This is a genomic window from Brevundimonas sp. GW821-FHT12C05, assembly GCF_058807475.1.
Window position 1 is genome coordinate 269,398 of the sequence record NZ_JBXAQS010000003.1, and the last position, 19,941, is coordinate 289,338.

The following is a 19,941-nucleotide window of genomic DNA, read 5'->3' on the forward strand; positions in this document are numbered from 1 at the left end:
ACGCCTCGTTCGGAACTCACCGCCTCCTTGGAGGGCTTGGGCGGTGTTCAAGGCGGGGAAACGAAAACGGGGAGCCTGGTGATCCAGACTCCCCGCGGAAAATTTCCCTGGTCCGGATCGCGGCTCTTGAGCCTTCGCGATCCGGGTGATGTTCCGTATCGCGTTACTCGGCGGCCATGGCCTGTTCGGCGGTGTCGTTCGCCGGAAGAATGGACACGTAACAACGGCCGTTGGCTTTCTTCGTGAATTTCACGGCGCCGTGCACGGTCGCGAAGAGCGTGTGATCGCGGCCCAGGCCGACGTTCTCGCCCGGGTGGAAGGTGGTGCCGCGTTGGCGCACGAGGATGTTGCCGGCCAGCACGCGCTCGCCGCCGAACTTCTTCACGCCGAGGCGCTTCGACTCGGAGTCGCGACCGTTACGCGACGAACCGCCTGATTTCTTGTGAGCCATCGTAACTCTCTTCAGCTTCGCGTCCGGCGCCCTCAGGCGCCCGACATCGTCATTCTATCACAGTCGCGACCGCAAGGGACGCGGGGTTGGTTTTACGCTTCGTCGGTCGAGGCGGCGGCCGCCTTCTTGGCCGGGGCCTTCTTCGCCGGAGCCTTGGCGGCCTTCGGAGCCGGAGCGGCTTCCTCGGCGGCGGCTTCGACGCGCGGGGCCAGACCACGGGCGCGAGCGTTCATCTCGAGCTTGGTCATCAGCGAGGTTTCGCCGTCCCACTTGGCCTTTTCGCCGGCGCCTTCGATGCCGGTGATGCGCAGGACCGATTCCATCTGGCGGTGGCCGTTGGTGCGGCGGTAGCCCTGACGACGGATCTTCTTGAAGATCTTGATCTTCTCACCCTTGCGGGTTTCGACCAGCGTCGCGGCGACCGAAGCGCCTTCGATCAGCGGGGCGCCGAGGGTGACGCCCTTGTCGCCGCCCAGCATCAGGACTTCACCGAAGTTGACGGCAGCGCCAGCGTCGCCGTCGAGCTTCTCGACCACGATCACGTCGCCCGGTTGGACCCGGTACTGCTTGCCGCCGGTCTTGATCACCGCGTACATGTTGAAGCCTCAGCGTAAACGCAAAAAGAATAGCGCCCGGCGGGGACCCCCGGCGGGCGAAGAGCGGCGACATATACGGAAGGGGTCCGCCGAGTCAACGCGGACGGCGAAAAAACCCGGAAGCGGCAGGGCTTCAGGCCTCTTGCCATGGCGACGGGGCGAGCGCCAAGTGCCGTCCCGAAACGGAGCCCCGCCATGCCGTCCCGCCTGTTCGCCGTTCTGGTCTTCTGCCTTGTCACAGCCGGTCTGGCCACGCCCGCGGCGGCGGGCGATCCGGTGTTCACCGCCAAGGCCTGTCCGGCGGACTGGCCGACCGGCGTACGCGAGACCGTGTGCGGGACGCTGACGGTCGATGAGGCCCGGGACGGCTCCAGCAGCCGGCGCATCGACATCGCCGTGGTGATCCTGAAGGCGCGCGAGCCCTTTACGGACGCCTCGGGCCGGGTTCTGCCGCCGGTCGTCATGTTTCACGGCGGCCCGGGCGGAGCGCTGACACCGGGGGTGGGCGGCACGCTGAGGGCGCTGGAGCGGAGGCCCGATCTGCTCGCGGTCGATCAGGACGTGATCTTCTTCGACCAGCGCGGCGGCGGAGCAGACACGCCGTCGATGGACTGCCCGGGCGCGCAGCTGACCGACGCCGGCCCTCCTTCGGATGCGGACCGCGACCGGCTGATCGCCTGCCTGCAAGCCTATGCGGCGCAGGGCGTCGACCTGAACCAGTACAATGCCCGCGTCATCGCCGATGACGTGGCCGACATGGCCAAGGCGCTAAACCTGACGAAGATCGACTTGCGCGGAGGGTCGTACGGGCCGCGCATCGAGGCGGCGGTGATCACCCATCAGCCGCAGATCGTGCGGGCGGCGGTGATGGACTCGCCCTGGCCGCCGGAGGGGAATTGGGCGGTGGGGACGCCGGAGCAGGTTTCCGCGGCTGTTCGCCTGATCCTGTCCAAATGCGCGGCCCAGCCGGACTGCGCTGCGCGGCACCCCGGTCTGCAGGCGCGGTTCGAGGCCAATGCGCGGCTATGGCTGGCGGGGCCGCAGACCGGCAAGGACGGACGGACGTTCAATGTCGACGACCTGTCGGCCTTCCTCATGGACACCACCTACGACCGGATGGGGGTTCGCCGCCTGCCGTCCGATCTCGAAAAGATCATCGCCGGCGACCTGTCGCCAGTCGCGGAGATCGCGGAGGACCGGACCTACTACTTCGAGGGCCAGCACATGGCCCATCTCTGCAAGGAGGAACTGCCGTTCGAGTCCAAGGCCCGGCTGGTGTCCGGCGCGGCGGGGGATCCGGTGGCGGAGGTGCTGGTTCCGTCGCTGGCCCGCCTGTTCGATATCTGCGAGGCGGTCCACATCACCGGCGCCGACCCGATCGAGAATGCGCCCGTCGTCACCGATATTCCGACCCTGTTTGTCGCGGCCGAGATCGACCCCGGCTGTCCGCCGCCCCTGACCGAGGCGGCGGCGCGGACCTATGCGAACAGCCAGGTGGTCATCGTCACCAACGCCACCCACGGGGTCATCAACTCCAGTCCCTGCACCATCGCGATGGCGCGAGACTTTCTGCGCGACCCGACAAGGCCGGTGGACCGGAGCTGCCTCCCGGCCGCCGACACGCCGCTGCAGTTCATCGAGGACACCCCCGCGGCCTGACCACAGAAACCGCTCGACTGTTATAAAGTAACACGCTACAGGGCAGGCAATGTCGCCGTCCGATCTTGAGCAACCCATCCTGCTGTCCCTGCTGGGGACCGGCTTCGCCACGGCCTTCCTGCACGCGGCCCTGCCCACGCACTGGCTGCCCTTCGTGCTGGTCGGCCGGGCGCAGCGCTGGAACCTGCCGCGCGTGCTCGGCGCGGTCGGCGCCGCGGGTCTGGCCCACATCGTCACCACCGCCCTGTTCGGCAGCCTGATCGTCATGGCCGGGCTGGCGCTCGACCAGTGGATCTCGGGCCTGCTGCCGCACATCTCGGCGGTGCTGCTGTTCCTGTTCGGCGCCTTCTACCTGGCTCGCGCCACCTTGCGCCACCCCCGGCTGGCCGGCGGTCCGGAGATGGACCTGCCGGAGCCCACGGTGTCGCACGCCGCCGCCTTCTGGGGCCTGGTGGCCATGATGGCCGTGTCGCCCGGCGAGGTCCTGCTGCCCATCTATCTGTCGCAGGCCACCGAGGGCCTGCTGGTGCTGGCCGCCCTGACCCTGGCCTTCGCGGCGGGGACGGTGGCGGGGATGGCGGTCTTCACCCTGCTGGCCCGCGCGGGCTGGTCGGTGCTGCGGCTGGAACGCTGGGCCCGTTACGAGGGCGCCGTCCTGGGGATCGCCCTGATCGTCATCGGCCTGCTGGTCGTCTTTCACCAGCACTGACGCTGGTGAGAGGTTATACATTTACAATCAATAACTTAGTAGATCACCGCATTGACCGCTCGCGCGACGGAGCCTAAGGACGCCGCATGGCGCACGGACACGACCACACGCACGATCATTCCGATCACGCCCACGACCACGGGCATGCGCATAGTCATGGCCCCGGGGGCCACCATCACGGCCCGGTCGACACCGGCGACTGGCGCTACGCCGCCGGCCTGATCGTCAACCTGGCCTTCGTGGCCGTGGAGTTCGGCGCCGGGATCATCAGCGGCTCGACCGCCCTGATGGCCGACGCCGGGCACAATCTGTCGGACGTGCTGGGCCTGGCCATGGCCGGGGGCGCCGCCTGGCTGGCGCGCCGCGCGGGCGGATCACAGAAGACCTACGGCTACGGCAAGGCCACGGTGCTGGCCGCCCTGTTCAACGCCCTGCTGCTGATCTTCGCCTGCGGGGCCATAGCCTTCGAGGCCGTGCGCCGCCTGGCCGAACCGGCCCCGGTGGGCTCGGTCACCATCATGATCGTCGCGGGCATCGGCTTCGTGATCAACCTGGGCACCGCCCTGCTGTTCATGAAGGACCAGCACAAGGACCTGAACGTCCGCGGCGCCTATCTGCACATGATGGCCGACGCGGCGGTCTCCATCGGCGTGGTCATCGCCGGGGGCGTGATCCTGCTGACCGGCTGGTCGATCGTCGATCCCCTGGTCAGCATCGCCATCGTGGTGGTGATCCTGCTCGGCACCTGGGGCCTGCTGAAGGACTCGGTGAACCTGGCCCTGGACGCCGCGCCGCGAAGCGTCGACGTCAACGCCGTCCGCGCCGCCTTCCTGGCCCTGCCCGGCGTCCGCGCCGTGCACGACCTGCACATCTGGGGGCTGTCGACCACCGACACCGCCCTGACCGCCCACCTGGTTCACGAACGCGCCGACGCCGACGTCCTGCTGGCCGAGGCCCAGACCCTGGCGCGCACCGGCTTCGGGATCAGCCACACGACGCTTCAGCTGGAGAGCGGGGCGCTGCCGGATTGTCCGGACTGCTGAGCCCCTTCCCTTCCGGCGCCTCAACCGCCATCTAGCGGCCCATGACCGACACCGCTTCCGCCACCGCAAACGCCAAGATCCCCGTCACCGTCCTCACCGGCTATCTCGGCGCCGGCAAGACCACCCTGCTGAACCGCATCCTCACCGAGGATCACGGCAAGCGCTACGCCGTCATCGTCAATGAGTTCGGCGAGATCGGCATCGACAACGACCTGGTGGTCGGCGCCGACGAGGACGTGTTCGAAATGAACAACGGCTGCGTCTGCTGCACGGTGCGCGGCGACCTGATCCGCGTCGTCTCCGGCCTGATGAAGCGCCAGAAGCCGGGCGCCCCCGCCTTCGACGCCATCATCGTCGAGACCACTGGCCTGGCCGACCCCGGCCCGGTGGCCCAGACCTTCTTCGTCGATGAGGACGTCAAGGCCAAGACCACCCTCGACAGCGTCACCGCCCTGGTCGACGCCAAGCACGTGATGGCGCGCCTGGACGACTCCAAGGAAGCCCGCGAGCAGGTCGCCTTCGCCGACCGCATCATCCTGAACAAGGTCGATCTGGTCACCGCCGACGAACTCAACGAGGTCGAGCGCCGTCTGCGCGCGCTCAATCCCCTGGCCCCGATCACCCGCACCGAGCGGGCCAATGTGCCGCTGGATCAGGTGCTGGGCGTGCACGGTTTCGATCTGGACCGGATCACCGAGGTCCGCCCCGACTTCGTCAATCCGCCGCACGGCGCCGACGGCCATGTGCACGACGACCACTGCGGCCATGACCACGACCACGATCATCACCACCATGACCATGATCACGGCCACGATCATGGGCACGACCACCACCACGGTCCGCGCGGTCATGCCCACGAGGACGACATCAAGGGCATCGCCCTGTCGCTGGACCGCCCGATGGACGGCCAGAAGTTCACGGCCTGGCTGGACAGGCTGCTGGGCGAGCAGGGCCAGAACATCCTGCGCGCCAAGGGCATCATCGAGGTGGCCGGCGAGGATCGCCGTCTGGTCTTCCAGGCCGTGCACATGATCCTGGAGGGTGACCTGCAGAAGCCGTGGGGCGACAAGGAACGCCGCTGGTCGCGCGCCGTCTTCATCGGCCGCGATCTGGACGAGGCGGCGCTGAAGGCCGGGTTCGAGGCATGCGCGGCTTAATCACAGAGCCCAAGACGGCGCTGATCGTCGGCGCGTCGCGGGGTCTGGGGCTGGGCCTCGTACGCGAATACCTGGGCCGCGGCTGGACGGTGATCGCCACCGTTCGGGACGACGCCGGCGAGGCGGCGGTGAAAACCTTGAGAGCCGATGGCCGCCTGACCGTGCATCGCGTCGATGTCACCTCGGACGCTGACATCGCGCGCTTGTCCGGCGCCGTGGGGGGCCCGATCGATCTGCTGCTCCTGAACGCCGGGATCATCGGCTCGGCCCACGACAAGGGCTCGGACTCCGACTGGATGGCGCAGGTCATGCAGACCAACGCCTTCGGCCCGATCCGGCTGGCCTGGGCGCTGGTCGACCGGGTGCGCGAGGACGCCGGCGTGATCGCCTTCATGTCCTCCCGCATGGGATCGATCGCGGACACGGAGGAGAGCGGATACGACCTGTATCGGGCCTCCAAGGCCGCGCAGAACATGCTGGCCCGCGCCCTGTGGGCCAGCCCGGGCCGCCGTCGGGGCCTGACCGTGCTGTCGATCCATCCCGGTTGGGTGAAGACGGACATGGGCGGTCCGGGAGCAGATATCGACGTGCGCACGAGCGCGAAGGGCATCGCCGACCAGGTCGAGGCCCACGCCGGCTCCGGGCTGAACCGCTTCCTCCGCTGGAATGGCGAGGAACTGCCCTGGTGAACCCGCCCCCCGCCCCGCACCGCGAAGCCGTCCTGCACTACGGCACCCCCGACTTCGAGGTGGTGCGGCCCGGCGACTTCGTGCGCTGCGCGGTCTCGGGCGCGGCGATCCCGCTGGACGCCCTGACCTATTGGAACGTGGCGCTGCAGGAGGCATACGCCTCGGCGGAGTTCATGACCCGCCGGTGGGTCGAGACCCACAAGGCCGAGACATGACCCCCTTCCAGTTCGATGCCCAGCCCACCGCCGTCCTGTTCGAGAAGGACGGCGCGGTCTTCGCCCTGGGCGACGGCGCGGTGCGGTTCGAGGACGGCGCCTTCAGCATCGCCCACGACGGCGCGGTGCTGTGCGCCTGCGCCCACCCCTCGGGCGAGGGCGTCCTGACCGGCGGCGACGACGGTCGGGTGATCTGGCACCGCAAGGGCGAGGCCGGCCTGCTGGCCACCGCCAAGGGCGCATGGATCGATTCCATCGCCGCCTCGGCCGAGAGCGGGCTGATCGCCTTCTCGGCGGGCAAGACCCTGTCGGTGATCGACGCCAAGGACGCCGCCTTCCGGCGCGACTTTGTCCATGAGCGCACCGTCTCGGGCGTGGCCTTCGAGCCCAAGGGTCGCCGTATCGCGACCTCCACCTACGGCGGCGCGGCGCTGTGGTTCGCCCGCATCGCCGACCAGAAGCCGACCCTGCTGAAGTGGGCCGGGTCGCACACCGGCGTGGCCTTCTCGCCGGACGGCGCCTTCGTGGTCACCGCCATGCAGGACAATCAGCTGCACGGCTGGCGGATCAAGGACCAGAAGAACCTGCGCATGGGCGGCTACCCCGGCAAGGTGAAGTCGGTCAGCTTCCTGTCCAACGGCCAGCTGATGGCTACCTCCGGCGCGCAGGGCGCCGTGCTGTGGCCCTTCGTCGGCGCCAACGGCCCGATGGGGCGCGAGGCCACCGAGATCGGTTTCGACGAAAGCAGCCTGGTCACCCTGGTCGCGTCGACGCCGAAGGCCGGCCTGCTGGCCGCCGGGCTGAACGACGGCCGCGTCTGGCTGGCCGATCCCGCCGGTCAGGGCCTGAACTTCCTCAAGGCCGAGAAGGGCGCCCCGATCGTGGCCCTGGCCATGAGCCCCGACGCCCGGCGTATCGCCTGGGCCGACGAGGACGGCGGCGCGGGCGTCGCCGACACCTGAATATCCCTCAGGGATGAAATGATCCGGAATCCCGACGTTTTTGAAGCATCATTTCCGATGCGTACTTCTACTAGGGTGAAACGACCATTTTTACGCGTATAAATTACCACCTACCCGTTTAGGGTGTATTAGCCATTGTGGCGTTAGGTTGTGATCATGTCGCACGCCAAACCCATTCCTGGCTTCCTGGGACTAGAGGTCCCGCCCCGCACCGAGGCGCCCCAGCGCACGCGGCCCAAGCCGGTATCGATGGCGGACCTCTCGCCCGAAGAATGGCGCATCGTTTCGATGGCCGAATGTCCGAAGACCCGGCGGACTATGGCCGACACCATTCTCAACTCCACATCCGGCGCCGGAAAGGCGCCCCCATGTCGCGCCCGGTAATCCTCACGCTCATGCGCAACCGCCGCGGTGGAGCCGCGGTGGAGTTCGCCATACTCGCCCCGGTCCTGCTCGCCCTCGTCGCCGGCGGCATCTTCTACAGCCGCTGGTTCACGGTCGCGTCCCAGACCCAGAACCTGGCCAGCGACGGGGCCCGCGCCGCCGTGGCGGGACTGGACGACACCGAGCGCCAGACCATCGTCACCGGCCTGATGACCGGCGCCGTGGCGCGCGTGCCGCTGGAGAAAGGCGCGACCCGAACCTGGCGCGCCTGGCGCGACGGAGACCTCTACGCCGTGTCCGTCACCACGACCCTGCCTGACTACGACCTGTCGCGGATCATTCCGATGCCCGACCGGGCCGTCACCCGCGACGCCGTGGTCGTCATTCCGGAGGCTGCAGGATGACCGGTTTCCTCAAACGCCTGCGCCGCGACCAGCGGGGCGGAGTCGGCGCCCTGTCGGTGCTGCTCGCCGTACTCGTCATCACGGCCACCGCCGCCACGGTGGACGCCGCCTCTGTTCAATTCCGCGCCCGCGCCCTGCAGGGACTGGCTGACACCGCCGCCGTCTCCGCCGCCGGCGACCTGACCACCGCCGAGAGCACCGTGCGCCGCGTGCTGAGCCTGAAGCAGTCGGGCGCGCGCATCGAACAGGTCGCCCTGGGCGAATATCAGGCCAAGGCCAGCGTGGCCGTGGCCGACCGCTTCAATCCCCAAGGGCCCATCCCTGACGCCGTTCGCGTCGTGCTGCGGGAAGACGTGCCCCTGTTCTTCGGCTCGGTGCTCGGCATCGGGTCGGTGCGGGTGCAGAAGACCGCCGTGGCCATCCGCCCGGCGCGCGACGCCGCCGCCTTCTCCATCGGCTCGCGCCTGCTGACCCTGGACCCGCCGATCGCCAACGCCATCCTGTCCCAGCTGATCGGGCGCGAGATCAAGCTGACCGCCCTGGCCTATGACAACATGCTGGCCTCCAGCCTGGACGTCGATGACCTGCTGGACGACCTGGGCCGCACCCTCTCCGCCGACGACCGCGAAAACCTGCTGACCCGCAACCTCTCGACCCGCCAGCTGGTCGACGCCATGGCCAAGGCCACCACCGGCCAGACCAGCATCGCGCTGAAGAGCATTTCGGCCACGCTGGGCACCGGCCCGGACCGCAATCTGCGCCTGGGCTCCCTGATCAAGGTCGCGCCGGGACTGAAGGGCGACATCAACGCCAAGGTCCCGGTCTGGGACCTGCTCAACGCCGCCCTCGGCGAGGCGTCCGGGCCGCAGACCATCGAGCTGAACGCCGACGTCGACGGCCCCGTCACCGCCAAGGTCCGCCTGGCCGTCGGGGAACGCGAGCAGAAATCCCCCTGGCTGACCGTGGCGCGCGACGGCACCACCGTGGTGCGCACCGCCCAGGTCCGGCTGCATGTGGACGTGACCACCGCCAACCTGCTCGGCCTCGGCCGGGTCCACCTGCCGGTCTTCGCCGAGGTGGCCAGCGGCAAGGCGGCCCTGACCTCCATCAACTGCCGCGAGGACAGTTTCGACGTCACCGCCCGCTCCGGCATCGCCAGCGTCGCCCTGGGCGAGATCGAATCGTCCAAGCTGTCCGACTTCTCCCGCGACGCCGCCCTGTCGCCCGCCGCCATACTGGACACCGCCGTCCTGAAGGTCCGCGCCGCCGCCCGCATCAACGTCGGCGATTCCGGCGACACCCGCCTGCGTTTCACCCGCGCCGACATCAACAGCCTGAAGGCCCAGACCATCGGGGCCAAGGGCATCCTCGGCTCGACCCTGACCAGCCTGGTGGCCAACGCCCAGCTGGACATCCAGGTGCTGGGGCTGCTGGGCATCTCCCTGCCGGGACTGCCCGCGACCCTGCGCGACATCCTGGCCGGAATCGCCGCCCCCCTGGACGCCGTGCTGGAGGAGATTCTCAAGCTGGTCGGCGCCGGGATCGGCGAGGCCGACGTGCGCGCCGCGGGCCTGGAATGCGGCACCAAGGGTTCGCCGCCGACCCTCGCCGCCTGACCTCTTGCGCCCGTCCGACGAGCCGCCCAACATCGGCGCATGACGGGGGCTCCCAAACCGAAGACCCGACGGCCGATCCTGACCGTCGTCCTGACGCTGACCGTGGTGCTGGTCGGCGGCGTGGCCCTGTACCGCTTCGTGCCGCCGCCCCAGACTTGGCTGATGACCACCCGCCTGTTCGAGGGCGCCGGCCGCGACTACCGCTGGCGCTCGCTGGACGACATCTCGCCCCGTCTGGTCGAGGCGGTGATCGCCTCGGAGGACGCCACCTTCTGCACCCACGCCGGCTTCGACATGAAGGCGATCGAAAAGGCCCTGCAGACCAACGCCCGGGCCGAAAAGCGCGGCAGCGGACGCATCCGCGGCGGCTCCACCATCAGCCAGCAGACCGCCAAGAACGTCTTTCTATGGCCGGGCCGGGACTGGATCCGAAAGGGGCTCGAGGCCGGCTACACCGTCCTGATCGAGACCACCTGGGGCAAGCGCCGGATCATGGAGGTCTATCTGAACGTCGCCGAATGGGGACCAGGGATCTACGGCGCCGAGGCCGCCGCGCGGCATTGGTACGGCAAAAGCGCCAGGGATCTGACCGCCCGCGAGGCCGCCCGCCTGGCCGCCATCCTGCCGAGCCCGCGCCGTTACAAGGCGGCGGCGCCCGGCCCCTATGTCCGCCGGCGCGCCTCGCGGGTCCAGGCGGCCATGGGCACGGTCCGCAACGACGGCCTGGCGAGCTGCGTCCTTCGCTAGATCCGCGCTGTTGACCGCTTGACGCCATCGGCCGGCGCGCGTCCCTTGTCGCCAAATCAGCGGCGGGAGGCCGCGAGGAGGAGCCTATGAAGCGTACCCTGATGACCGCGACCGCCGTCTGTGCGCTCGCGCTGGGCCTGGCCGCCTGCGCGGGTCTGGGCCACGCCGACGACGTCGCGACCCGCAACGAGGCTGCCATCGATGGAGCGGTCGCCGCAGCCGAGCGAGCCACCCTGACCTCCACACAGCTGCCGGTCACCGCCGAAGGGGCGGCGACCTTCGTCGCTGAGGCCGAAAAGCGCTTGGCCGCACTGAGCGAAGAGGCCGCGCGCATCCAGTGGACCCGCGCCACCAACATCACCTACGACACCATGTGGCTGGAGAGCCGCATCAACGCCGAGGTCACCGAGACCCAGGTCGAGCTGGCCAATCAGGCCGCCGCCTTCAACGACGTCCAGGTTCCCGCCGATGTCCGCCGCAAGCTGAACCTGCTGCGCCTGGGCATCGTCCTGCCCGCTCCCAGCCGCGCGGGCGCGGCCAGCGAACTGGCCGACATCACCACCCGCCTCGACTCGACCTATGCGACCGGCAAATTCGAGTTCAAGGGCCGCGAGATCACCCTGGACGACGCCACCACCCTGATCGCCGAGAGTCGCGATCCCAACGAGACCAAGGCCCTGTACGAAGGCTGGCGCACCGTCTCGCCGGTCATGGCCGGCGACTACGCCCGCATGGTCGAGATCGCCAACGAGGGCAGCCGCGAGCTGGGCTTCGCCGACACCGGCGCCATGTGGCGCGCGGGCTATGACATGGACCCGGACGCCTTCGCCGCCGAGACCGACCGCCTGTGGGAACAGGTGAAGCCCTTCTATGTGAACCTGCACTGCTATGTGCGCGGCCGCCTGAACGCCAAGTACGGCGACGCCGTCCAGCCCGATCACGGCCCGATCCGCGCCGACCTGCTGGGCAATATGTGGTCGCAGCAGTGGGGCAATATCTACGACGTGGTGGCCCCGACCACCGGTGGAGCCTCGAGCTACAGCCTGGACGCGCTGCTGACCAACGCTCAGTACGACGCCACCCGCATGGTCCGCACCGGCGAGGGCTTCTACACCTCCCTGGGCCTGGATCCTCTGCCCCAGACCTTCTGGGAGCGGTCGATGATCACCCGGCCGCGTGACCGCGAAGTGGTCTGCCACGCTTCGGCCTGGGACCTGGACAACGCCGACGACATCCGCATCAAGATGTGCACCCAGGTGAACGGCGACGACTTCTACACCGTCCACCACGAGCTGGGGCACAACTACTATCAGCGCGCCTACAAGGATCAGCCCTTCCTGTTCAAGAACGGGGCGAACGACGGCTTCCACGAGGCCATCGGCGACTTCATCGGCCTGTCGGCCCTGACGCCGACCTATCTGAACCAGATCGGCCTGTTGCAGACCGTGCCGGGCGAGGCGGAGGACATCCCCTTCCTGCTCAAGATGGCGCTGGACAAGATCGCCTTCCTGCCGTTCGGCCTGATGGTCGACCGCTGGCGCTGGGACGTCTTCTCGGGCGAGACCAGCCCGGCGGAGTACAACAGCGCCTGGTCGGCCGACATGCTGAAGTACCAGGGCCTGGTGCCGCCGGGACCGCGCCCGGCCAACGCCTTCGATCCGGGCGCCAAATACCACATCCCGGGCAACACCCCCTACACCCGCTACTTCCTGGCCCACATCTACCAGTTCCAGTTCCAGCGCGCGGCCTGCAAGCAGGCGGGCTGGCAGGGCCCGCTGCACCGCTGCTCGATCTACGGAAACAAGGAAGTCGGCGAGCGCTTCAACGCCATGCTGGAGATGGGCCAGTCGCGGCCGTGGCCGGAAGCCATGCGGGCCTTCACCGGCGAGACCGGCAACGACGCCTCGGCGGTGGCCGACTATTTCGCGCCGCTGAACACCTGGCTGACCCAGCAAAACCGCGGCAAGAACTGCGGCTGGGACGCCTGACCCCTGACGCCCGAAAGCCCGGCGGTTCCTCACCGCCGGGTTAACCCTCGCCGTTAGGCCTTCCCTTAACCGAACTCCGTCATGTTCCGCCGAATGACCGTCGGCGCCCTGTGCCTGCGGCGAGCACCGGGATGACGATGGCTATCGGACACTGGATCGGCGGGATCGCCCGTGGCGCGTGCAACCTTGTTCGCCGCATGGCGTCCGAGACACGCGGCAACGTGGCCATGATCTTCGGCCTCAGCATGCCGGTGCTGGTCCTGATGACCGTCGGCGGCGTCGACATCCACCGCGCCTCGACCGTGCGGGTGAACCTGCAGGACGCCCTGGACGCCGCCACCCTGGCCGCCGCCCGCTCGCCCTACTCCGACGACGTCAACATCCAGCGCGTCGGCCTGGCCGCCCTGAAGGCCAATCTGAAGGCCTATCCGAACATCACCCTGCGCGAGGCCGACACCACCTTCGTGCTGAACAACGCCCAGATCGTGGTCGCCAGCTCCAAGGTCGATGTGAAGACCCTGGTCGCCAACATCTTCCTGCCGCCCTACGGCAAGTTCATGGATGACTATATCCAGGTGGGCGCCCACTCCGAGGTCAACCGCGCGACCAAGGACATCGAGGTGTCGCTGGTGCTGGACATCACCGGTTCGATGGAGGGCAATCGCCTGTCCGACCTGCAGGAGGCGGCGAACGACCTGGTCGACCTGGTGGTCCAGGACAACCAGAGCATCAACAAGACCCGCATGGCGCTGGTGCCCTATTCCATGGGCGTCAACGCGGGCAGCTATCTGAACGACGTGCGCGGAGCCGCGCGCGGGGCGACCAACATCACCGGCGCGGCCTGGATGGTGGCCAACAGCCAGAAGACCCTCACCGCCATGACCAAGGCCAGCCCGGGGGTCTTCACCGCCAACAGCCACGGCTACTCCACGGGCGATTTCGTCTGGATCAGCGGCGTGACCGACGAGAACAACTCGGGCCAGACCGACCTGGCCTCCTACCTGAACGGCCGGTCCTACAAGGTGGTCAAGATCAGCGACAACACCTTCTCCCTGCAGACCCTCGCCGGGGCGGCCATCAACACCACGGGCTACCAGACCTATACGGCCAGCAGCGGCATCGCCCGGCGTTGCCTGGTCTCGACCTGCGAGGTGGTGGTCACGTCGAACAACCACGGCCTGGCCACGGGCGAGGACGTCCGCATGCTGAGCGTCGGCGGCATGACCCAGCTGAACACCCAGAACAACATCATCCCCAACGGCAACTCGCCCCCCTTCTACCAAACCATCACGAAGCAGACGGACACGACCTTCTCGATCAACAACATGGTCGGCCCCAACACGACGCTGTCCAACTACACCTCGGGCGGCACGGTGCAGTGCCTGGAGTACGGCTGCGCCAACTTCCTGTTCACGAACAACGAGAACGATCTGCGGATCTTTGCGGCCTCCAGCTGCGTCAGCGAGCGGGTGGGCTCCAACGCCTACACCGACGCCTCTCCGTCGACGGCCAAGGTCGCCTTCTCCTATGTCGGAACGACCAACGTCGGCCAGGGCGGCTGCATGACCACCACCTTCACGCCGCTGACCACCAACCGCGACACGCTGCATAGCCGCATCAACGCCTACAAGGCCGAGGGCGGCACCGCCGGCCAGATCGGCGTCGGCTGGGGTTGGTACATGGTCTCGCCGACCTTCGCCTCCATCTTCCCGACCGAAAGCACCCCCGACCCCTACGGCACGCCGAACCTGCTGAAGGTCGTGATCATCATGACCGACGGCGAGTTCAACGCGGTCTACTACAACGGCGTGCGGGCGCGGGACTCGGGCGCCGGCGGCGGCTCGAACGACCGCTGGATCAACCACGACTCCAACAACGGCAGCCCCTTCCAGCAGTCGGTGAACATGTGCAACGCCATGAAGGCGCAGAACATCATCATCTACACCGTGGGCTTCGACATCGCGGGCACGCCGGACAGGACGCCCGGTACGGTCGATACGGCCACCGAGGTCATGCAGGCCTGCGCCACCAGCCCGGACTACGTCTACCTGCCGCAGAACGGCTCCTCGCTGATCACGGCCTTCGCCGCGATCGGCCGGAGCATCAGCCAGCTGCGGATTTCCAAATAGGAAAAGGGCGGGACGCCCGCGCGTCCCGCCCCTTCACTGTCCCTGCCCCGGGGCCTCGGTTCGCGCCTGGGCGCCGCCCTCAGATCAGCCGGATTTCCTTGAGCCGCTGGGTCAGGAAGTCCTCGGCCATCAGCGGCTGTCCGGCATAGCGGTCAGGGTTCTCCGGCGTGATCGTGGACGGCAGGGTCTCGATCATGAAGTCCGGATTGAAGTGCAGGAAGAAGGGCGTCGAATAGCGCGCGAAGCTGGCCCGCTCCGGCGCCGGGTTGATCACCCGGTGGCTGGTCGACGGCAGGACGTGGTTGGTCAGGCGCTGCAGCATGTCGCCGATGTTGACCACCAGGGCCCCGGGCGGCGGCGCGACTTCCAGCCATTCGCCGTCGGCGTCCTTCAGCTGCAGGCCGCGCTCCTCGGCGCCCAGCAGCAGGGTGATGACGTTGATGTCCTCGTGGGCGCCGGCGCGCACGCCCGAGGCGCCCGCGGCGACCGGCGGATAGTGCAGCATGCGCAGGATCGAATTGCCCAGCTGGACCTTGTCCGCGAAGAAGTCGTCGCCGAGCTCCAGATAGCGGGCGATGCCGCGCAGCACCTTGGCGCCCAGGACGTCCATGGCGCTGAACATGCCGTACAGATGGTCCTTGAAGCCCTCGACCTCGGTCGGCCAGACATTGTCGCGCATGTATTTGCGGTAGGGGTGCCCCTCCGGCAGCTCCCGGCCGACGTGCCAGAACTCCTTCAGGTCGACGGTGGCGGCGCCCTTGGCGGCCTCGACGCCGAACGGGGTCAGGCCGCGCGCGCCGCCGGTCCCCGGTTGGTGGTATTGGCGCTTCACGTCTTCGGGCAGGGCGAAGAAGGCCTTGGCGTCGTCGAGGGCCGCCTCGATCACCGTCTCGTCCAGGCCGTGGTCGGAGATGACGGCGAAGCCGTAGCGCTTGAACGACCGGCCCAGCTTGTCGGCGAAGGCCTGGAAGTCCTGATCGTACAATTTCATCGACACCGGCTCGAGGGCGCGGGTCTGGGCGGCGGGGGCGGTTTCGGTCACGTCTGAACCCTTGTCGTCAGTCTGGCGATTTCCATACGCCCTGCGGCACGACCTTGGCAAAGCGTGGGCGCCCCTGCAAAAAGCTCTGCCGGATCTGTTCAGCACCGGTACATATAGGAACCTTGACAGTAAGGCCGCGTTTCAGGGCCAGAACCCCTACGATCGAAAGGATCCATCATGCGCGCCAAACTCTTCGTCACCGGCGTGAGCATCGCCGCCCTGCTGGGCGCCGCCGCCTGCACCACCACCGACCCGTACAGCTCGACCCCGCGCCGCAACAACACCGGCACCGGGGTGATCGCCGGCGCCCTGGGCGGCGCCCTGCTGGGCTATCTGACCAACACCTCCAACTCCGAGGAAGGCCGCAAGAACGCCCTGATCGGGGCCGGCATCGGCGCCCTGGGCGGCGCGGCCGTCGGCCAGTACATGGATCGCCAGCAGCGCGAACTGGAAGCCGAACTGTCCGGCTCCGGCGTCGGCGTGGCGCGCCAGGGCGACAACCTGGTCCTGCGCATGCCGTCGGACGTGACCTTCGCGTCGAACCAGTCGTCCATCAACTCGCGCTTCTATGCGACCCTGGACGACGTGGCCGCGGTGCTCGACCGCTACGACCAGTCGCTCATCGACATCGTCGGCCACGCGGACTCGGACGGCGCGGACGACTACAACCTGAACCTCTCGCGCCAGCGCGCCTCCTCGGTGGCCCGCTACCTGGTGGATCGCGGCGTCCTGGCTGACCGCCTGTACGTCGACGGCCGCGGCGAGAGCCAGCCGATCGCCTCCAACGCCACCCAGGAGGGCAAGGCCCAGAACCGCCGCGTCGAAATCCTGATCCGCCCGTTCCGCGGCTGATCCGGTGCAAGCGGCGCCTCGCTCAAGCGGCGAGGCTTCGTAGGCCGAGCGATAGCGACAAGCAGAAGAGGGGTGGGGCCGACAGGCTCCGCCCCTTCTTTTTTCAAACCTCACACCGTTCCGTGACTTGCGAAGCCGGCGCGCGAATGCTCGATACGAACAGCACGTTCGACTCGGGGAAACGATTGCGTCCGGACCATCAGGAATTCGCGGACGGCCTCAGGCTGGCCACCATCGCGGTGATCGCCGCGGTGCTGTCGGCGACGGTCGTCATCGGCGCCGGCCGCGTGCTCCTGCCTCGCCCCGATCCAATCGCCGAGGCCCAGGCCCAGCTGGTCCGCACCGTCTCCCGGTAAAGCGAAACCCGTCGCCGTCAGACCTACCGCCGCGCCCGCTCATAGGCCTGGTCCAGCAGGTCGCGGCATTGCGCATAACAGGCATCGGGACTGACGGCGCAAACCCAGTGCATTCGGCCATAGACAGGATGCGGCAAGAGGACGTCGCGGACGGCGTAGTCGAAGTCGGCGGTTTCCAAGGCCTGGCGCGTGGCGTGGTCAGGGAACAGGCTCGCGAACGTCTCCCGGGTGAGCCCGATGTTGAGGCGGAAGGCTCCATCAGCATCGAGCCGCGACACGTCGTCGTAGTCCGTGTCGCGGGTGATGATCGTGGCGAAGGGCATGCGTCGCTCGGCGCCCCTGAAGAAGAACAGATCGGGCGTGGTCGTGTCGACGTGGAGGTCGGATCCGAACGCGAGGATGTCGCGTCGGACGGCGTCGAGCGATACGGGCATGGCGGGGCTCCTGTTTTTGATCAATCTTGGCTAAACTCAAGAAAGCACGTTTAGTCAAACTTGGTCAAATTGGCCCGCGTGCGGAATGGGAGGCTCCGATGAGTTCAGTGCGGCTGCTGGTTCTGGGAGCGATCCGGCGCCTGGGCTCCGCCCATGGCTATGCGGTGCGGCGTCAGCTGGATGACTGGCGCGTCGAGACCTGGACCAATGTGCGGTCAGGCTCGATCTATCACGCGGTCGGACAACTGCAGAAAGAGGGCAAGCTGCTGGCCGGCGACGCCGAGGCCGGAGCGCGGGGCGCGGACCGGATCGCCTTCTCCTTGACCCCGGCCGGAGAGGCCGAGTTCTTCACCCTTCTGGAAGAGGCGCTGGGCAGTTTCGAGCTGACGCAGCTGAGCGCCGGCATCGCCTTCCTGGACGAACTGCCGCCCGACCGCGCCCGCGCGCTTCTGTCGACGCTGCACGACCGCCTGGCGGCCAACCACGCGCACCTGGAGCGTCTGGCCGCCGCGACGCCGCGGGAGGCGGAGGCGCCCCGCACGGCCGATCTGCTCGACCTCTGGAGCGGCTATCTGGACGCGGTGGCGCGCTCGGTGGGACGGATCCGGGACGACGTGGGAGGCGCGCGCCCCGGCTAGGCCCGACCGATCGAGGTGTAGCGGAAACCGCGCGCGCGCATGTCGTCGGGACGGTAGACATTGCGCAGGTCCACCATCACCGGCTGGCGCAGCAGCAGCTTGACCCGGTCCAGATCGAGCGCCCGGAACTGGTCCCACTCGGTCAGGATCACCACCACGTCCGCGCCCTCGACGGCATCGTAGGGGCCGTCCTTGAACACCACGCCGTCCAGCAGCTTGGAGGCCTCGTGCATGCCCTCGGGATCGAAGGCCTGAACCGTCGCGCCCAAGGCCATCAGGGCCGGCGCCACGTCCAGCGAGGGGGCGTCGCGCATGTCGTCGGTGTTCGGCTTGAAGGTCACGCCCAGCAGGGCGACGGTCTTGCCCTTCAGGTCGCCGTCCATGGCGGCAGAGACGCGGCCGGCCATGGCCTTCTTGCGCGCGTCGTTGACCTCGACCGTGGTCTCGATCAAGCGCACCGGCGTGCCGGCGTCCACTGCGGTGCGGACCAGGGCCAGGGTGTCCTTGGGGAAGCAGGAGCCGCCGTAGCCGGGGCCGGCGTGCAGGAATTTCGAACCGATCCGCTTGTCCAGGCCGATGCCGCGCGCGACCTGCTGCACATCGGCGCCGACGGCCTCGCACAGGTCCGCCATCTCGTTGATGAAGGTGATCTTCATCGCCAGGAAGGCGTTGGCCGCATACTTGATCAGCTCGGACGTGCGGCGGCCGGTGAACAGGATCGGCGTCTCGTTCAGATTCAGCGGACGGTACAGCTCGCGCATCACGGCCTGGGCGCGCTCGTCCTCGGTGCCGACGACCACACGGTCGGGGCGCTTGAAGTCCTCGATGGCGGCGCCCTCGCGCAGGAACTCCGGATTGGAGACCACGGCGAACTCGGCGTCGGGGCGGCGTTCGCGAATGATGCGTTCGATCTCGTCGCCGGTGCCGACCGGGACGGTCGACTTGGTCACCACGACGGTGAAGCCCTCGATCAGGCCGGCGATCTCCTCGGCGGCGGCGTAGACGTAGGACAGGTCGGCGTGGCCGTCGCCGCGGCGCGACGGCGTGCCCACGGCGATGAAGACGGCGTCGGCGCCGCGGATCGCCTCTGCCCCGTCCAGGGCGAAGGACAGGCGGCCGCCGCGTACGTTGGAGGCGACCAGATCGTCCAGGCCGGGCTCGAAGATCGGGATCTCCCCCTTCTCCAGGCGGTCGATCTTGGACTGGTCCTTGTCGACGCAGGTCACGTCATGGCCGAAGTCGGCGAAACAGGCCCCTGACACCAGGCCCACATAGCCGGTTCCGATCATCGCCACGCGCATGTGGGTCCACCCCGTTCAGACAGGCCGTGGAGATAGCGATCAGGCGCGCCTTTGACCACCCCGGCCGTCGAGGCGCCGGACAAAGCAAAACCGCCGGCCCTCTGATGAGGACCGGCGGCTCTGTAGTCAGGCCTTGTCGGCGACTTCCGTTTTTAGCGGAAGTTGATGCCGATGGTGGCGCGACGGTTCAGCGGCTCGCGAACGCCGTCGGCGGTCGGGCGGGCCAGCTGGGTTTCACCCTTGCCGTCCAGCGAGATCACGCCGCCGTTGACGCCCGAGGCGACCAGGGCGTCAGCCACGGTGCGCGCACGGCGGTTCGACAGGCCGATGTTGTACGCCGCGGAACCCGAGGTGTCGGCGTGACCGACGATCAGGATGCGCGTCGGACGACCCGACTTGGCGTAGTTGGCGGCTTGCGTGACCACCGATTGGGCTTCGGCCGTGAGGTCCGAACGATCCCAGTCGAAGTACACGATGAACTCGCGGTCAGCCGGAACCACCGGGCGCGGCGGAGGCGGCGGCGGGGGAGGCGGCGGGGGCGGAGGCGGCGGGGGCGGCGGCGGCGGGGG

The 19,941-nt window shown here is 68.3% G+C and carries 21 protein-coding genes; 15 read left to right on the top strand and 6 right to left on the bottom strand.

Features of this window, described 5'->3' with window-relative positions:
* Nucleotides 1-163: 163 nt before the first annotated feature.
* Together rpmA and rplU are read right to left on the bottom strand one after the other, a co-directional pair.
* Complete coding sequence (gene rpmA, locus AC1RRF_RS13515; RefSeq protein WP_291836072.1) at nucleotides 164-451, bottom strand: 50S ribosomal protein L27; 288 nt, start codon at nucleotides 449-451, stop codon at nucleotides 164-166.
* 92 nt (nucleotides 452-543) lie between these two features.
* Nucleotides 544-1,047, bottom strand: a complete 504-nt coding sequence (rplU, locus tag AC1RRF_RS13520) for a 50S ribosomal protein L21 (RefSeq protein ID WP_492835363.1) — start codon at nucleotides 1,045-1,047, stop codon at nucleotides 544-546.
* A gap of 195 nt (nucleotides 1,048-1,242) precedes the next feature.
* Between rplU and AC1RRF_RS13525 the strand changes: the two genes are divergently transcribed.
* The 12 genes from AC1RRF_RS13525 to AC1RRF_RS13580 all read left to right on the top strand — a co-directional run bounded on the left by AC1RRF_RS13525 (nucleotide 1,243) and on the right by AC1RRF_RS13580 (nucleotide 14,749).
* Complete coding sequence (locus AC1RRF_RS13525) at nucleotides 1,243-2,706, top strand: alpha/beta hydrolase (RefSeq protein ID WP_492835365.1); 1,464 nt, start codon at nucleotides 1,243-1,245, stop codon at nucleotides 2,704-2,706.
* A gap of 49 nt (nucleotides 2,707-2,755) precedes the next feature.
* Nucleotides 2,756-3,415 (top strand): hypothetical protein, encoded by a 660-nt coding sequence (locus AC1RRF_RS13530; RefSeq protein WP_492835367.1) that lies wholly within the window; start codon nucleotides 2,756-2,758, stop codon nucleotides 3,413-3,415.
* An 86-nt stretch (nucleotides 3,416-3,501) separates the two neighbouring features.
* Nucleotides 3,502-4,458: a cation diffusion facilitator family transporter gene (locus AC1RRF_RS13535; RefSeq protein WP_492835369.1), complete on the top strand. Its 957-nt coding sequence runs from the start codon at nucleotides 3,502-3,504 to the stop codon at nucleotides 4,456-4,458.
* A 41-nt stretch (nucleotides 4,459-4,499) separates the two neighbouring features.
* The gene (locus AC1RRF_RS13540; protein ID WP_492835371.1) at nucleotides 4,500-5,615 is read left to right on the top strand and encodes a CobW family GTP-binding protein; all 1,116 of its coding nucleotides are present in this window, start codon (nucleotides 4,500-4,502) and stop codon (nucleotides 5,613-5,615) included.
* Entirely contained in the window at nucleotides 5,603-6,304 is a 702-nt protein-coding gene (locus AC1RRF_RS13545; protein WP_492835373.1) for an SDR family NAD(P)-dependent oxidoreductase, read from the top strand. The genes AC1RRF_RS13540 and AC1RRF_RS13545 overlap by 13 nt, the downstream gene beginning before the upstream one ends.
* Nucleotides 6,301-6,519, top strand: coding sequence for a DUF2093 domain-containing protein (locus tag AC1RRF_RS13550; protein ID WP_492835375.1), 219 nt, complete (start codon nucleotides 6,301-6,303; stop codon nucleotides 6,517-6,519). Before AC1RRF_RS13545 ends, AC1RRF_RS13550 begins: the two co-directional genes overlap by 4 nt.
* Nucleotides 6,516-7,481 carry a WD40 repeat domain-containing protein gene (locus AC1RRF_RS13555; protein WP_492835377.1) on the top strand — a complete coding sequence of 322 codons (966 nt, stop codon included), beginning with the start codon at nucleotides 6,516-6,518 and terminating at the stop codon, nucleotides 7,479-7,481. The genes AC1RRF_RS13550 and AC1RRF_RS13555 overlap by 4 nt, the downstream gene beginning before the upstream one ends.
* A gap of 368 nt (nucleotides 7,482-7,849) precedes the next feature.
* A complete protein-coding gene (locus tag AC1RRF_RS13560) occupies nucleotides 7,850-8,269 on the top strand; it encodes a TadE/TadG family type IV pilus assembly protein (protein WP_492835379.1) in 420 nt (139 codons plus the stop codon).
* The gene (locus AC1RRF_RS13565) at nucleotides 8,266-9,885 is read left to right on the top strand and encodes a TadG family pilus assembly protein (RefSeq protein WP_492835381.1); all 1,620 of its coding nucleotides are present in this window, start codon (nucleotides 8,266-8,268) and stop codon (nucleotides 9,883-9,885) included. The genes AC1RRF_RS13560 and AC1RRF_RS13565 overlap by 4 nt, the downstream gene beginning before the upstream one ends.
* 39 nt (nucleotides 9,886-9,924) lie before the next feature.
* On the top strand, nucleotides 9,925-10,632 hold the full coding sequence (gene mtgA, locus AC1RRF_RS13570) for a monofunctional biosynthetic peptidoglycan transglycosylase (protein WP_492835383.1): 708 nt from the start codon (nucleotides 9,925-9,927) through the stop codon (nucleotides 10,630-10,632).
* A gap of 86 nt (nucleotides 10,633-10,718) precedes the next feature.
* A complete protein-coding gene (locus tag AC1RRF_RS13575) occupies nucleotides 10,719-12,620 on the top strand; it encodes a M2 family metallopeptidase (protein ID WP_492835385.1) in 1,902 nt (633 codons plus the stop codon).
* A 137-nt stretch (nucleotides 12,621-12,757) separates the two neighbouring features.
* On the top strand, nucleotides 12,758-14,749 hold the full coding sequence (locus tag AC1RRF_RS13580; RefSeq protein WP_492835387.1) for a ubiquitin-activating E1 FCCH domain-containing protein: 1,992 nt from the start codon (nucleotides 12,758-12,760) through the stop codon (nucleotides 14,747-14,749).
* A 79-nt stretch (nucleotides 14,750-14,828) separates the two neighbouring features.
* Here AC1RRF_RS13580 and AC1RRF_RS13585 read toward each other — a convergent pair whose 3' ends face one another.
* Nucleotides 14,829-15,740, bottom strand: coding sequence for an isopenicillin N synthase family dioxygenase (locus tag AC1RRF_RS13585; protein ID WP_492835415.1), 912 nt, complete (start codon nucleotides 15,738-15,740; stop codon nucleotides 14,829-14,831).
* Between the two features lie 228 nt (nucleotides 15,741-15,968).
* Here AC1RRF_RS13585 and AC1RRF_RS13590 point away from each other — a divergent pair, with 228 nt between their 5' ends.
* Together AC1RRF_RS13590 and AC1RRF_RS13595 are read left to right on the top strand one after the other, a co-directional pair.
* Complete coding sequence (locus AC1RRF_RS13590) at nucleotides 15,969-16,643, top strand: YiaD family glycine zipper/OmpA-like lipoprotein (protein ID WP_492835389.1); 675 nt, start codon at nucleotides 15,969-15,971, stop codon at nucleotides 16,641-16,643.
* A 185-nt stretch (nucleotides 16,644-16,828) separates the two neighbouring features.
* Nucleotides 16,829-16,999, top strand: a complete 171-nt coding sequence (locus tag AC1RRF_RS13595) for a hypothetical protein (RefSeq protein ID WP_492835391.1) — start codon at nucleotides 16,829-16,831, stop codon at nucleotides 16,997-16,999.
* Nucleotides 17,000-17,022: 23 nt separating this feature from the next.
* On the opposite strand, the gene AC1RRF_RS13600 is transcribed toward AC1RRF_RS13595, so the two are convergent.
* On the bottom strand, nucleotides 17,023-17,433 hold the full coding sequence (locus AC1RRF_RS13600; protein ID WP_492835393.1) for a DUF6194 family protein: 411 nt from the start codon (nucleotides 17,431-17,433) through the stop codon (nucleotides 17,023-17,025).
* Nucleotides 17,434-17,531: 98 nt separating this feature from the next.
* Between AC1RRF_RS13600 and AC1RRF_RS13605 the strand changes: the two genes are divergently transcribed.
* Nucleotides 17,532-18,071: a PadR family transcriptional regulator gene (locus tag AC1RRF_RS13605; protein ID WP_492835395.1), complete on the top strand. Its 540-nt coding sequence runs from the start codon at nucleotides 17,532-17,534 to the stop codon at nucleotides 18,069-18,071.
* Here the strand turns inward: AC1RRF_RS13605 and AC1RRF_RS13610 are convergent.
* On the bottom strand, nucleotides 18,068-19,372 hold the full coding sequence (locus AC1RRF_RS13610) for a UDP-glucose dehydrogenase family protein (protein WP_492835397.1): 1,305 nt from the start codon (nucleotides 19,370-19,372) through the stop codon (nucleotides 18,068-18,070). The two genes, AC1RRF_RS13605 and AC1RRF_RS13610, sit on opposite strands and share 4 nt — an antisense overlap.
* Before the next feature lie 152 nt (nucleotides 19,373-19,524).
* The coding region (locus tag AC1RRF_RS13615; RefSeq protein WP_492835399.1) for an OmpA family protein at nucleotides 19,525-19,941 on the bottom strand (417 nt) is incomplete at its 5' end.